Origin of the sequence: Novosphingobium sp. LASN5T (assembly GCF_003856955.1) — a bacterium.
Lineage (GTDB): Bacteria > Pseudomonadota > Alphaproteobacteria > Sphingomonadales > Sphingomonadaceae > Novosphingobium.
This window is the reverse complement of record NZ_RQSI01000036.1, coordinates 25325-37134: the sequence shown is the minus strand read 5'-3', so window position 1 is coordinate 37134 and position 11810 is coordinate 25325. Positions and strand designations below refer to the sequence as shown.

Annotated in this window: 15 protein-coding genes and 1 pseudogene; 14 read left to right on the top strand and 2 right to left on the bottom strand. The window is 62.7% G+C overall.

What is annotated here, in order from left to right; all coding sequences use genetic code 11:
• The first annotated feature begins 277 nt into the window (after positions 1-277).
• The 7 genes from EH199_RS18715 to EH199_RS18690 all read left to right on the top strand — a co-directional run bounded on the left by EH199_RS18715 (position 278) and on the right by EH199_RS18690 (position 7555).
• Positions 278-2245, top strand: a complete 1968-nt coding sequence (locus tag EH199_RS18715) for a strawberry notch C-terminal domain-containing protein (protein ID WP_223806765.1) — start codon at positions 278-280, stop codon at positions 2243-2245.
• 1 nt (position 2246) lies between these two features.
• A complete protein-coding gene (locus EH199_RS18710) occupies positions 2247-3296 on the top strand; it encodes a toprim domain-containing protein (RefSeq protein ID WP_124810705.1) in 1050 nt (349 codons plus the stop codon).
• Positions 3297-3602: 306 nt separating this feature from the next.
• Entirely contained in the window at positions 3603-4514 is a 912-nt protein-coding gene (locus EH199_RS18705; RefSeq protein ID WP_124810704.1) for a DUF2493 domain-containing protein, read from the top strand.
• 75 nt (positions 4515-4589) lie between these two features.
• Positions 4590-5648, top strand: coding sequence for a hypothetical protein (locus EH199_RS18700; RefSeq protein ID WP_124810703.1), 1059 nt, complete (start codon positions 4590-4592; stop codon positions 5646-5648).
• Positions 5649-5908: 260 nt separating this feature from the next.
• A complete protein-coding gene (locus tag EH199_RS24475; RefSeq protein WP_190287349.1) occupies positions 5909-6073 on the top strand; it encodes a hypothetical protein in 165 nt (54 codons plus the stop codon).
• Positions 6074-6217: 144 nt separating this feature from the next.
• Positions 6218-6622 (top strand): hypothetical protein, encoded by a 405-nt coding sequence (locus EH199_RS18695; RefSeq protein ID WP_124810702.1) that lies wholly within the window; start codon positions 6218-6220, stop codon positions 6620-6622.
• 612 nt (positions 6623-7234) lie between these two features.
• A complete protein-coding gene (locus tag EH199_RS18690; RefSeq protein ID WP_124810701.1) occupies positions 7235-7555 on the top strand; it encodes a DUF736 domain-containing protein in 321 nt (106 codons plus the stop codon).
• A 49-nt stretch (positions 7556-7604) separates the two neighbouring features.
• Here EH199_RS18690 and EH199_RS18685 read toward each other — a convergent pair whose 3' ends face one another.
• Positions 7605-7832, bottom strand: coding sequence for a helix-turn-helix domain-containing protein (locus EH199_RS18685; RefSeq protein WP_124810700.1), 228 nt, complete (start codon positions 7830-7832; stop codon positions 7605-7607).
• 221 nt (positions 7833-8053) lie between these two features.
• Here EH199_RS18685 and EH199_RS18680 point away from each other — a divergent pair, with 221 nt between their 5' ends.
• On the top strand, positions 8054-8320 hold the full coding sequence (locus tag EH199_RS18680; RefSeq protein ID WP_124810710.1) for a DNA -binding domain-containing protein: 267 nt from the start codon (positions 8054-8056) through the stop codon (positions 8318-8320).
• A gap of 155 nt (positions 8321-8475) precedes the next feature.
• Positions 8476-8679 (top strand): annotated as a pseudogene (locus EH199_RS25110) (transcriptional regulator domain-containing protein); the annotation flags it as partial.
• Between the two features lie 46 nt (positions 8680-8725).
• Here EH199_RS25110 and EH199_RS25000 read toward each other — a convergent pair.
• Entirely contained in the window at positions 8726-8857 is a 132-nt protein-coding gene (locus EH199_RS25000) for a hypothetical protein (RefSeq protein ID WP_255420460.1), read from the bottom strand.
• A gap of 24 nt (positions 8858-8881) precedes the next feature.
• Between EH199_RS25000 and EH199_RS25105 the strand changes: the two genes are divergently transcribed.
• The 5 genes from EH199_RS25105 (at position 8882) to EH199_RS18655 (ending at position 11810) form a co-directional block, all read left to right on the top strand.
• Positions 8882-9250: a DUF2285 domain-containing protein gene (locus tag EH199_RS25105; protein WP_223806766.1), complete on the top strand. Its 369-nt coding sequence runs from the start codon at positions 8882-8884 to the stop codon at positions 9248-9250.
• Between the two features lie 138 nt (positions 9251-9388).
• Positions 9389-9661: an AlpA family transcriptional regulator gene (locus EH199_RS18670; protein WP_124810699.1), complete on the top strand. Its 273-nt coding sequence runs from the start codon at positions 9389-9391 to the stop codon at positions 9659-9661.
• A 9-nt stretch (positions 9662-9670) separates the two neighbouring features.
• Complete coding sequence (locus EH199_RS18665) at positions 9671-10549, top strand: replication initiator protein A (protein WP_124810698.1); 879 nt, start codon at positions 9671-9673, stop codon at positions 10547-10549.
• Positions 10549-11235, top strand: coding sequence for a DUF2840 domain-containing protein (locus tag EH199_RS24770; protein WP_223806764.1), 687 nt, complete (start codon positions 10549-10551; stop codon positions 11233-11235). The genes EH199_RS18665 and EH199_RS24770 overlap by 1 nt, the downstream gene beginning before the upstream one ends.
• A complete protein-coding gene (locus tag EH199_RS18655) occupies positions 11232-11810 on the top strand; it encodes a S26 family signal peptidase (RefSeq protein ID WP_124810697.1) in 579 nt (192 codons plus the stop codon). Before EH199_RS24770 ends, EH199_RS18655 begins: the two co-directional genes overlap by 4 nt.

Sequence of the window (11810 nt, the reverse complement as noted above, 5' to 3'; positions counted from 1 at the left end):
TGCCTCCTCAGCTGGTCCAGGGACCGCCGAGGTTCGCAACCAATAAAATGCGCAGCAACTGCGCCCACTATCACGGGAATTCGGTGGCTACGCCGCGTTCCTGCGCATTACCGCGACCTCGCGATAACAGGTCATCCATAACAACCTCGATGCGGCGCTCGAAGCATCCGGGGTCACGAGCAGCAGCGAGGGCACGCTCAACCGGCAGGCGAAATCGGCGGCCCGTTCGGCATTCGAGAGCGCCAAGCAGCGCTTTTTCAACCACCTCATCACCGCGATGAAGACGCCGACCCTGATCCGGGCGATCGAGCAGGGGCTTGCCGATGGCCACGCCGCCGTGGTGCAAATTGTCTCGACCGGCGAAGCCCTGCTTTCCCGCCGCCTTGCCGAGATCGATCCGGGCGAATGGAACGACATTTCTTGCGACGTCACTCCTCGCGAATACGTTCTCGACTATTTGGCGCACAGCTTCCCGGTCCAGCTCCACGAGACCTACACCGACGGCGACGGCAATCTCGCCTCGCGTCCTGCCTATGACGATGCCGGGAACGTGATCGAGTGCCGGGAAGCCATCGAGCGGCGCGACCGCCTGATCGAGAAGCTGGCATCGATGGAGCCGGTGCAAGGCGCTCTCGACCAGATCGTCCAGCGGTTCGGCACCGACATGGTCGCTGAAGTGACCGGGCGTTCTCGCCGCATCGTCCGCAAGGTCGGCGCGCACGGCGAGCGATTCGTGGTCGAGAACCGGCCCGCCCATGCCAACTTGGCCGAAGCGCAAGCGTTCATGGAGGACAAGAAGCCGATCCTGGTCTTTTCCGACGCCGGCGGCACCGGACGCAGCTACCATGCCGATCTTGGCGCACGGAACCAGCGGCTCCGCCACCACTACCTGCTCGAAGCAGGCTGGAAGGCCGATACCGCGATCCAAGGGCTGGGGCGAACCAACCGCACCAATCAGGCACAACCGCCGCTGTTTCGGCCGGTCGCCACCGACGTTCAGGCCGAAAAACGCTTCCTCTCGACCATCGCGCGGCGGCTCGACACATTGGGCGCGATTACCCGAGGGCAGCGCCAGACCGGCGGCCAGGGGCTGTTCCGTCCAGAGGACAATCTCGAAAGCCCCTATGCCCATGCAGCGCTGCGGCAGTTCTATCTGCTCATCTATGCTGGCAAGGTCGAGCACTGTTCGCTGGCGACCTTCGAGGCCATGACCGGGCTGTCGCTGACCGATGGCTCTGGGTGCCTGAAGGACGACCTGCCGCCGATCACGACCTTCCTTAACCGGCTGCTGGCGCTGACAATCGCCATGCAGAACGTGCTGTTCACGGTGTTCGAGCAGTTGCTCAGCGCCAAGGTCGAGAGTGCGATTGCGTCGGGAAGCTACGATGTCGGGCTGGAAACGCTGGTTGCCGACAGCTTCTCCCTCACGAGTAGCGAACCGATCTATGTCCACCCCGCGACCGGCGCCGAAACCCGGCTGCTGACGATCGCCATGCGTGAGCGCAACCAGCCGCTGACGCTCGAAAAGGCGATCGACCTGCTTCGCGAGCCGGGAGCGCGGCTTCTGGTCAATTCCCGCTCGAAGCGCGCTGCCGTGCAGCTTCCGGCTCGCAGTCTGATGCTCGATGATGGCGAGGTCGAACGCCGGGTCCGGCTGATCCGGCCGATGGAGCGGCTGAACTTCGCACTCAGCCATTTGCCCGAGACAGCCTGGGCGGAAGTGGACGAGCGGGACTTCGCGGCAACCTGGCAGGCCGAGGTGGCGCAGGTCGAGGAGTTCACGACAAGCGAACTGCACATCGTGACTGGGCTGCTTCTACCGATCTGGAAACGGCTCCCCGAAGAATCGACCCGAGTTTACCGGCTCCAGACCGACGATGGCATGAGCATTGTAGGGCGCAGAGTATCCCCGGCATGGGCAGCGAGCGCCACGGCCAGCACTGACGCGCCCGAACTGACGCCGCCGCAGGCGCTGGCTTTGATGCGTGAGGGGCATTCGGTGCTTGATCTCGTCGATGGCCTGCAATTGCGCCGCTCGCGGTTGATGCAGATGAACCGCATAGAACTGACCGGGTTTGCTCCGACAGCGATCGACCGGCTGAAAGCGATGGGGCTTTTCTCGGAGATCATCAGTTGGAAGCTGAGGCTGTTCGTCCCTGACGACACAGTGGCAGGATGCCAGGTGCTCGAACGTCTGTTCGAACGCCATCCGCTCGCGCGCGTTCTTGACCGCAAGGCGGCCTGACATGGGTAGGATTTCCACGCGCGCAGCAGACCTGTCAGAACGGCTCGCCCAGAACGCGTTAGGAGTTTGCCGCCATTACCTCCCCGCCGGACGGCGTGAGGGGCGCTACTGGATGGTCGGCGATGTTGCCGGAGCGCCTGGACGCAGCCTCTATGTCCGGCTCTTCGAGACTGAACGCGGCGCGATCGGCAACTGGGTCGATGCGGCGACCGGCGAACATGGCGACCTCATCGACCTTATCCGGCTCAACCAGCGCCACGGGCGGCTTGCCGATACCATCGACGAGGCCGAACGCTTCCTGTCGCTGCCGCCATCGGCTGACGTCGAACAGCAGAAGCACTCGTCCGGTCCACCGGCGCGCGCAGGGTCGCCAACGGCTGCACGACGACTCTTCGCAGCCTCGAAGCCGATCATCGGCACGCTGGCGGCGACTTACCTGCAATCGCGCGGCATCACGCACCTTGCGGACTTGCCAGCTCTGCGGTTCCATCCCCGTTGCTACTATCGCTCCAATGACGACGATGTGCCCGGAACGCCTGGCGCATTTGCGGCTCTGATTGCTTCGGTCACCGACGATGACGGCTCCCAGACCGGCACGCATCGCACCTGGCTCGGTGCGTCCGGCATCATGAAAGCCGCAGTCGCATCGCCGCGCCGGGCAATGGGAAATATCCTTGGGCATGCAATCCGGTTCGGGCAGGCGCAGGATGTCTTGGCCGCCGGCGAGGGCATCGAGACCATGCTGTCCTTGCGCGAGGTCTTGCCGAACTTGCCAACGGCCGCAGCCACCTCCTCGTCGCACTTGGCCGCCATTCAGTTCCCGCCAGTGCTGCGCCGCCTTTACGTTGCCCGCGACCGCGATGCGGCCGGAGACGCGGCGTTTTCAATCCTGACCGAGCGGGCATCCGCGGCGGGGATCGAACTGCTCTCGCTCATGCCTGCGCTGGGCGACTTCAACGACGACTTGCGCCTGCATGGACCATCGCTTCTGGGCGAGCGGATCGTCGATCAATTGCACGAGACCGACCGGTCGCGATTTCATCGCCGCTAAGCTGGTCCGAGACGGGATCGGGATGATGGCCCCCGGTATGGGCAGGCCCGTGCGATCATGCCGGACCCACCCGGCCTTCTCTAAGGGCGATCCAAGAGACCGGCTGCGGCGCGGTCGCAATGGCGGTGCGGCGACTATTTTCCGGCGGCGCGTTGCCCGCGCCGTTCCATCGCGAACCAAAATAGCCGCCGCCCGCCATCCTCCGCTTCGCTGCGGCCTTGCAGATGCGCCCGCACCCCAGCCGGTCAGAGGGATCGCCGGAAGGCCGGGCGAGGTGCCCGGCTCAGATCCGCAAGGACCGCGATCATGTCCGAGCCATTCGAACCCGAACACGAAATGTCACCCACCGCCCATCTCCTCGATGAAATGGCCCTCTACGGCCATCGCCCCTTCTCGGACGAAGCCGACCCGCGGCCACTTCCCGACGAACGCAACGCAAGCGGCGCCGTCGCCGATATGTTCGATGCGCTGATCGCGACCATGATCGACACCAGAATCGAACCCGATCTTGAAGACCTGTGCTGGTCGCTCGCCAACCTCTTCCACCGAGCCGAGGGCCGTATCCAACGCGAACTCGACGACAACGAAGATGCGCAAAGGCGCGGGCAGCGCGAACAGGACGGTTCCGAGGTCAAGTCGGTCGAGCTCGAACGGCTGATCAACGAAGGCATCGGCCTGATCGAACGCCGCAACGCGATGGAGTTCATGCGCGAAGCCGCCTCCGACCAGTTCGAAACGCATTTCCGCAAGGCCTGGACTCCGCGTGCCGGATCACTCATCAACCATCGCACCATGACCGCGGCCATGATCGACAGCCGGGATTTCCTTGCCGCCAAGCGCCGATCCGAGACCGAACCACTGCTGCCGGTCGGCACGCGGATCGCATTCACCTCAGGTCCCGCCTATCAGGATCACCAACGCATCTGGGCCGTGCTCGACAAGGTTCTCGCGAAATACCCCGACATGGTCCTGTTCCACGGCGGAAATCCGACCGGCGGTGAGCATATCGCATCACTCTGGGCTCGGAATCGTAAGATCGTACATGTCGCGTTCCGGCCCGACTGGGATCGGTTCAAGAAGGCGGCACCGTTCCGCCGGAACGACCAGATGCTCGAGACACTTCCCAAGGCCGTGGTCGCCTGCCCGGGCAACGGCATCAATGCAAATCTCGTCGACAAGGCACGCAAGCTGGGGATTTCAGTTTGGGCGATCGAATGACCGGCGCTAGCAGCTCGGTGAAAGATAAATCAAATTCGAGTGGTGCAGGAAAAGGCAATACACTATCGCCTCGTCATGAGCATTGAACCGATTTTCTCTGCCCAGCAGCTAGAGCTTGTAAAGAATGCGCCGTTGTATGCGGGTGACCGCCATCCCGCATGGAGCGTCCTGTTCGGAGCGGCGAGCGCCGTTGACTTCCTGACACGTCGTTCGCTCGATGTGGTTGGTCGTTCGGTCGACTTGCAACATGAGATGCGTAACACGCTCGATCGTGCAGTAAATCTAACCAATATATCTGACGCGGCGGCTGCCTTAGCGGAACTTCGCGCACTTGGTGGAATGACGGAAGCTGGCCTGCTCGTCCGCCCACTAGCTCCAAGCAGCAAGCGTGGCGCAACGCCCGATTTTGAAGTGGATGCCGATGACGGATCAGTTACAGTTGAAGTCCACGCCAAGCATGAAGACTGTGCGCAAACGCAGTTACGACAGCTTCTTGCAGATGGTAGCGAAGTGCCGGGGATTGAGCGCAGGACGGAAGATTATGGCAGCGGCACAATAGCCTTTGCGACCGTCGAGCTTCATCCCGGCGGCGTTCCGAGGCGGGGCCACAAATTTGATTCCGTGCAGGCAAACGTCATCAGCAAGTTGTGCGCAGTCAAGCAGGGAGAGAAGCAACGCCGACACAACGTGCCGTCGGTCCTGTGGTTGGATCTGAGCTATTTCGGGCCGATGACCCACACTCTGCTAGAACAAACCATTCCTATCGTTTCGGGTAATATCGGCCTCACCTCTGGCGCAATATGGAACGCGTTCTATGGCTGGAAGGGCGCTCCAATCCTTGAGGAAGGGAACCCAAGAAAGATCACGATGGGGCATGACGGTAGATTCCGCCTGACGGGGGAAGCAAAGTGCTACTATGCCGCTGCCATCATTTGCTTCGAAAAAGGCCTCGTCCTATTCGAAAACCCATGGGCGGATATCGGCTTGCCCCCCAAATTCAGGCGACGGTGCGAAAGACTGCCTTGGTTCAAGATCGGCCATAGCGTGGCGGATTGGGCGCCGAACGAGGCACTCTCATCGGTGAATTTGTCGGAAAGGCGAATTACAGCCCTTTCGGACGATCCGCATTGGTAGCTGCGTAAGCTAGTTGGCCAGTTGGCTGGCAGTGCGTTCAATGGCGGGATGAAATCTCTATCTGAGTTTCAGCAACCACCCCACTCTCAAAGGCCAATCCGTTGGCCGACCCCAAGCCTCCTTCAATCAACCCGTAAAGGGTCCGCTACGCTGCGCGTGCGGCCACTACGTCTGCGCCTCCGTGGTGATTGCGGCTTTGCGCCGTCTGTCCGGGGCCTGTCGAGCGGGGATGGTCCCTGCTCCTAGACAGGAGCTCGAACATGTCACTCACCATCGCACAGCGTCACGCCTGGAGCCTCGCCCGCACCCTGATGGTATGCATCACCCTGTTCCACGCCGGTAACGGCTACGCCGCCGTTCCGACATCTGAATTCGATGGCGATACTGACAGCATCGTTCGCGAATATGACCCGTTCAATCCCTGACTGCGCCAAATCGCGCTGCGCCGCATGGCTGGATGCCCATCGGGTATTCCAGCCATCGCGCATTTCTGCTATGGATTTCCTGCACATTGCGCTGCGGTGGAGGAGGAGAGCGCGTCCCTTGCCCTTGGCTTCAAGGAGGACGCCATGCTGATCGGCCTTACCCTAATAATCGTCGCGGTTTTCATGTGCTGCGCGCTGCTTTTCCGCCTCTCGATCTACGCCCTGCCGCTGTTCGTGGCCTTTCTCGCCGGTTCCATCACCTACCGAGGGGGCAGCGGCATTGTCGCTGCGATCGCCGCCGCAGCCGTTGCTGCGATCATCCTGCTAGCTGTCGCGCAACTGGCGCTGGCGTTTGCCAAGTCCGACATGACCCGGGCGGCGATCGGTATCGCGTTTGCTGCGCCGGCAGCCGTTGCGGGTTACCACGCCGTCCACGGCATCGCGGCGGCGACCATGCCGACAAGCGGATGGCAGATTGCCGTCTCACTTTTCGGCGCTGCAATTATCGCGGCGGCATCCTGGGCACAGTGGAGCCGCGTTCGTCTCTAGCTCCGTCACTATTCAAGCCCCGCCCGGCAGGTGCCGGGCGGGGTTGGCATGGTCAGTTCGGCCGTCACGAGGCAGGCGCTGCGATCAGGTGGCAAGCTCCGCCATTCTCGCTCCGGGTGTGGTGGGTCTGGGCGGTGTTCGGGGCCGAACTGAACCCAGAATTCGCGGCCAACGCGAGGCTGGGGCCGTGGCGAGCCGAATGCGCGGATCACGATCATATCCGAGGGTACGCATCCCGTTGCCGATGTCGGGGGCCGCGATGACAACCTGCAAGCGCGCCGCGTGACGACACCCTCCTGATTGCAGCCCGGTCTGGGAAGTCCGAAAAGTGCCATGGCTCCCGGTCAAGTGTGACCCGAGCCCGTTGCCGCCTCTTCAATGGCTTGGGTTGGCAGGGGATGGCTTCGCCGCTTGATCCCTTGCTGCAACGCCGTCTGCGCCGACTTTCTTCCCCTGGGCGTTCCGCCCATTCCTCGCGAGGCAAGAAAGCCGTCTGGTCGCCGTCCTCCACTGCGTTCCGGCCGTTCCGGTGCAGCGGGCACAAGCCCCTGCCTTCAACCAGCCATCGAGGCCGCGATGGGCGCGGGTTCGACCAACTTGAAGGAATGCATCATGGCCAACATCGGAACTTTCACCAAGACCGGTAACGAATACAAGGGCGAGATCGTCACCATGTCGGTGCAGCAGAAGAACGTCCGCATTGTCCCTGAAGCCAGCGACAACGAAAACGCACCGTCACACCGGGTCTTCGTTGGCCGCGCGGAAATCGGCGCCGCCTGGACCAAGTCCTCGAACGAAGGCCGCGAATACCTCTCGGTCAAGCTCGACGATCCCAGCTTCACCGCACCGATCTTCGCCAACCTGTTCGACGACGAAGACGGCAAGAGCTACAATCTGATCTGGTCGCGCGCTCGCCGCACTAACGGCGACTGACCGCCAAGCCAGCCCCGCCCGGCACCTGCCGAGCGGGGCTTTGGCCTGTTCAAGTGTCGCTTCCGGCAGGCGGATCCGTCAACAGATCGGCGGGCTTTACGCCGAGTGCCTGCGCCGCCTCGTGGACAGAGAGGAGCGTGGCATTCTGGCCCCCGCGCTCGATCATGCTGACATACGCGCGGTCGACACCCATGCGCTCCGCCACGGCTTCCTGGCTGAGTCCCGCAGAGAGGCGGTAGTAACGAACATTGGCGCCGAAAAGCTTGCGGATATCCATCCGAAGCTTAGAAACCGGTCGCGTATCTCCGTTCTACGTATTATAATACGCGGAAATTTGACCGGTATGGCAGTCCTCGCGTTGGACGGCGTCGGTTGGTTATTCCCTCACTGGCACGTCGGCCTCCCGTTATGGGTAGAAGCCAAGTTTTCGCCAATGTGGAGCAACTTTCGTGCTAAGTGTAAAACGACGTGAACGGAGTCGAATCAATGGCTCGACCCATGACGACACCACCATTTGACGATAACCCGCCAGCCAGCGAGCGAGTCACGGCATATGACGAGCGCCATTTTGTGACGTATTTGCGAGTGCTTGACGCCGAAGCGGAAGGGGCCGCATGGCAGGAGGTCGCGACAATCGTTTTCGGGTTGGACCCCGCAGCACACCCTGATCGCGCGCAGAAAGTTTACGAAAGTCATCTCAATCGGGCACGGTGGATGACGACACACGGCTATAGGCATCTTCTGGAGAAGTCCCGCGAGGCGTGAAGTCCTGGTCAATCAACGCGGAATTTCCCTTATTAGAATCGCCACCTTACCTCATCTGTCGGCATAGCGTTCCGCGAACTTGGCTACTTCCGAGTTATCTATACTGAACAAAGACTTGCCATCTGACATTCTCGCCTGTGCTTTGCGGGGTCCATATGTCCGGTGGTTCGTCTTGGCGGTCACCTCCGACCGCGGATCAGTATCGACATCATGACTATGCGGATTTTGCGCAGGAATTCCTGAATCGAAATCCGGACTATCGCTGCGATCATGACGAAACCATGTTTCGCGCGGCCCAATTTCCGCACACCTCACTGGAAGATCAGGAGGGCCTCGCCCGGCGTTGGGGCTTGAGCTTTCCCCTCGGATCCACTGGCAAATCCGCGCGAGAACCCCGCCCTATGGTCACCGGAGGCCGCACCCGATGTCGTAGTCATCGAAGCCGCGGATCTGGTGCGCGCAATTCCACTTCCGCCCGGCGCTGAACCCCTGGTCGAAGCCGCGACGGACGCAGAGCACCATCTCGTCATCGCTCATGGCACCGCACGGCTGCGCCTGTGCGTGCGCCGAGCGCCTTCATTGAGTGTTCCATCGTTCTCTATCCCATTCGATCCGGCGTGCGCCTTGCGGCTCGCCGCCGCTGCCCGCCTTCAGCGGGCGACGCGTAGCGGCGGCCATTCACTCGACAGGAGCGCAACTCCCACCAGATATCAGCGTGCGCGTTACGCTCAGCTACTGAGCATCCACGATGCGCTGGAGGCTGGCGCCTCTTCGCGCGACCTCGCCTTCGGCTTCGTTTTCCGGGGCCACCGCCCACTTACTGGAGCAATCTGGAAAGGTTCGGGCGAGCGGCGGCACGTCCTCCGTCTGATCGCAGATGCACGCCGCATCGTCTCTGTCGGCTATCGCAAACTGCTGCTTCACCGCTGACGCCGCTGCCCGGGCGGCAGGGGTGTCAGAAATGCCACCGCGCATTTTGTCACTCCGGCGGCACGCCCTTGCCACGCCAAAGCTCGCGAACCCCAGCGACAGCCCGCTGCCGTTGCCACACTTCGCCGGAGCCTTGCGATGGATGCCAGACCGACCCCTGTGACTGCCCGTTTCCTGCGGACACCTGACGCCGCCGTACATCTAGGACTGTCTGCCCGCACGCTCGAAAAGCACCGCTGCTTTGGGACCGGCCCGGTCTACCGCAAACTCGGCGGTCGCATCGTCTACTTGGTTACGGACCTCGACGCTTGGGCCGAGCAGGGCCTGCGTCGGTCGACCAGCGATCCCGGCAAGGGCGTAGTCCATCCGGCCAAGCGGCTCGATGGCTATACTCCGCCGGTGCGGCGCTGAGGGGCACCCATGCGCCACTTGTCCACCTTTTCAGCGAAGTCTGCGCAACTTGACCTGTTCGTCAGCGCAGGCAGCGACATCGCCGCGCGCGACGCGCAGGACCTGATGGCCTGGCCATTCTTCAGCCTCGCCAAGTCGAAGCGGGTGCGCCCGATCGACTTCCGCATGGGCGAGGTCTCAATCCTGGTCGAGGCGACCGCCGAACACGGCATGGCGACCATCTGGGACGCCGACGTGCTCATCTGGGTCGCCAGCCAGATCGTCGAAGCACGCGATATGGGCCGCCCGACCTCGCGGTTGATCGCCGCTACCCCGCACGAGATCCTCGCGTTCACCCGGCGCGGCACCGGCAAGGCGAGCTATGAACGACTGAAAGCTGGGCTCGACCGGCTTCAATCGACCACGATCGCAACCTCGATCCGCCAGCGCGACGCGCGGCGGCGACACCGCTTTTCCTGGATCAACGAATGGAAGGAGCGCCTCGACGGCTCGGGCCGCGCGCTCGGGATCGAGATGATCATCCCCGACTGGTTCTACGAAGGCGTGGTCGACCAGGCGCTCGTGCTGACCATCGACCCCAACTATTTCGCGCTGACCGGCGGGCTTGAACGCTGGCTCTACCGCCTCGTGCGCAAGCACGGCGGCAAGCAGCGCGGTGGCTGGAGCTTCGACTTCCAGCACCTCCATATGAAGTCCGGCGCGCTCTCGCCGCCCAAACGCTTCGCGTTCGAGCTGCGCGATATCGTGCGGCGCCAGGCTCTGCCCGGATACCAACTCACCATCGAACATGCGCTGGGCCGTGAACGACTGAACTTTGTTTCGATCCCTGCCGATCCGTTCGACGCGGCCATGCGGCGCGTCGGCCTGCGCCCTGTGGATATGTCGTGATGCAGCACGGACTATCAGGAACCGCCGGACTCGGACGATCAGGAACCGAAAGTTCGGACTATCGGGAACCGGAATGGCCTTCAAACCCGCAGAAATCTGCGCCGAAATTCGCGCTTAACTTAGCTAACAAAGAATCCTTCGGATTCTTGCTAACGTCAGATCGCTTGTGGACAGACAGCGCCGCACCACCGCGCAAGCCTGCCGAAACGAGGGTAAGTGACGACCCGTCGCTGACCCATGTGACGCTGGTCTGGCGCGAAGGCAGCCAAGAGGACTGGCTCAAGTTCGGCAAGCCGATTGCCGAGCGGATCGTCGACCGCCGTCAGCGCATCGAAAGCTACGCGGCAGGCCAGGTTTTTGGCTTGGTACGCTGGGCATCCAATGATTATGGCACCGTCCGTTCGACGCTCGACATCGTCCGTGCCGTCGCAGGGACGGCCCCTTGCGTTCCGGTGCCCCAGGTCGATCCCGGCGGCGATCTGCTGCTCAGCGTTCATGGCTGGCCGAAGGTAGCCCAAGTCTTTCGCCTGATCGATGCGATCGAAGCGTCAGGCATCGACCCTTGCGATGTCGCGCCCGATCATTGGCGGCACATCCACAACCGGCTTTCCGGGCGCGAAGTGCCACGCGGCTACAGCCCCGCGCGCCATCGCGCCTGGCTCCAGCGCAAGGCGCTTTTGCCATGAGCCGGCGAAGCTTCACCATCGCTGGCGTCGTTGTAGCCGCCACACTCGCGACGCTGACCGTTCCGGTCTCGCGCTACGCGGTGTGGAATGCGTCAGCCTCCGTGCCGACCGGGCTTTACGCCATCCGCGGCAAGGAAAGCCTGCACGTCGGCGAGCGGGTCGCCATCGAACCGCCGCCAGAACTGCGCCACCTGCTCGCCGAGCGACACTACCTCCCGAGCACCGTCCCGCTGCTGAAGCGCATCGCCGCTGTGCGCGGCCAGCGCGTCTGCCGCTTCGCGCATGGCATCATGATTGACGGCCAATATGTCGGCGCAGCGCGTGCGCGCGACCGTCTCGGCCGCCCGCTTCCAGTCTGGTCGGGCTGCCATGTGCTGCGCACCGGCGAGCTGTTCGTGATGAACCCGGCAGCGCCCGACAGTTTCGATGGCCGCTATTTCGGCGTGCTGCGCATGGCCGACGTGATCGGCCGCGCGACGCCGGTCTGGACTGATGAAACGGGCAATGGCGACCATCAATGGTTCGCCGATCCCCGTTCGAACCAACCCACCAGTTCAACAACCGAAGGAGACTGA

Excerpts from the sequence above, each read along its gene's own strand:
- EH199_RS18715 (WP_223806765.1), top strand. The coding sequence starts at position 278 with ATGAAGACGCCGACCCTGATCCGGGCGATCGAGCAGGGGCTTGCCGAT.
- EH199_RS18695 (WP_124810702.1), top strand. The coding sequence starts at position 6,218 with ATGCTGATCGGCCTTACCCTAATAATCGTCGCGGTTTTCATGTGCTGC.
- EH199_RS18655 (WP_124810697.1), top strand. The coding sequence starts at position 11,232 with ATGAGCCGGCGAAGCTTCACCATCGCTGGCGTCGTTGTAGCCGCCACA.
- EH199_RS18685 (WP_124810700.1), bottom strand. The coding sequence starts at position 7,832 with ATGGATATCCGCAAGCTTTTCGGCGCCAATGTTCGTTACTACCGCCTC.
- EH199_RS18700 (WP_124810703.1), top strand. The coding sequence starts at position 4,590 with ATGAGCATTGAACCGATTTTCTCTGCCCAGCAGCTAGAGCTTGTAAAG.
- EH199_RS18670 (WP_124810699.1), top strand. The coding sequence starts at position 9,389 with ATGGATGCCAGACCGACCCCTGTGACTGCCCGTTTCCTGCGGACACCT.
- EH199_RS18710 (WP_124810705.1), top strand. The coding sequence starts at position 2,247 with ATGGGTAGGATTTCCACGCGCGCAGCAGACCTGTCAGAACGGCTCGCC.
- EH199_RS18680 (WP_124810710.1), top strand. The coding sequence starts at position 8,054 with ATGACGACACCACCATTTGACGATAACCCGCCAGCCAGCGAGCGAGTC.
- EH199_RS18690 (WP_124810701.1), top strand. The coding sequence starts at position 7,235 with ATGGCCAACATCGGAACTTTCACCAAGACCGGTAACGAATACAAGGGC.
- EH199_RS24475 (WP_190287349.1), top strand. The coding sequence starts at position 5,909 with ATGTCACTCACCATCGCACAGCGTCACGCCTGGAGCCTCGCCCGCACC.
- EH199_RS24770 (WP_223806764.1), top strand. The coding sequence starts at position 10,549 with ATGCAGCACGGACTATCAGGAACCGCCGGACTCGGACGATCAGGAACC.
- EH199_RS25000 (WP_255420460.1), bottom strand. The coding sequence starts at position 8,857 with ATGAGCGATGACGAGATGGTGCTCTGCGTCCGTCGCGGCTTCGACCAG.
- EH199_RS18665 (WP_124810698.1), top strand. The coding sequence starts at position 9,671 with ATGCGCCACTTGTCCACCTTTTCAGCGAAGTCTGCGCAACTTGACCTG.
- EH199_RS18705 (WP_124810704.1), top strand. The coding sequence starts at position 3,603 with ATGTCCGAGCCATTCGAACCCGAACACGAAATGTCACCCACCGCCCAT.